The 223-nt window shown below is 62.8% G+C and carries 1 protein-coding gene; it reads right to left on the reverse strand.

Translation table 11 applies throughout. From position 1 onward, the window contains the following. A partial coding sequence (locus ABR397_RS25790) for a hypothetical protein (protein ID WP_350307974.1) occupies positions 1-223 on the reverse strand: 223 nt, incomplete at both ends.

Genomic DNA, 223 nt, shown 5'->3' on the forward strand with positions numbered 1-223 from the left:
GTTGCGCCGCTGGATACGTCCGACTCGTCTGCCGTGCCGGTGCCGGCTGTCAGCCAACACCCCCTGCCAGGCGGTATCGGGCAACCAGTTTTGCGGTCCTGCATCCGGGGTCGCTTTCAGCGGCAGACTGAACATCAACCCGCGCAGCAACACCACCTCACTGTACTCCGCTAACCACGGTGTCAACACCCTGCGCCAGTGGGCAATGCCTTTTTTCTCCAGG

This window comes from Photorhabdus viridis (assembly GCF_040256935.1).
Classification (GTDB): Bacteria; Pseudomonadota; Gammaproteobacteria; order Enterobacterales; family Enterobacteriaceae; genus Photorhabdus; species Photorhabdus viridis.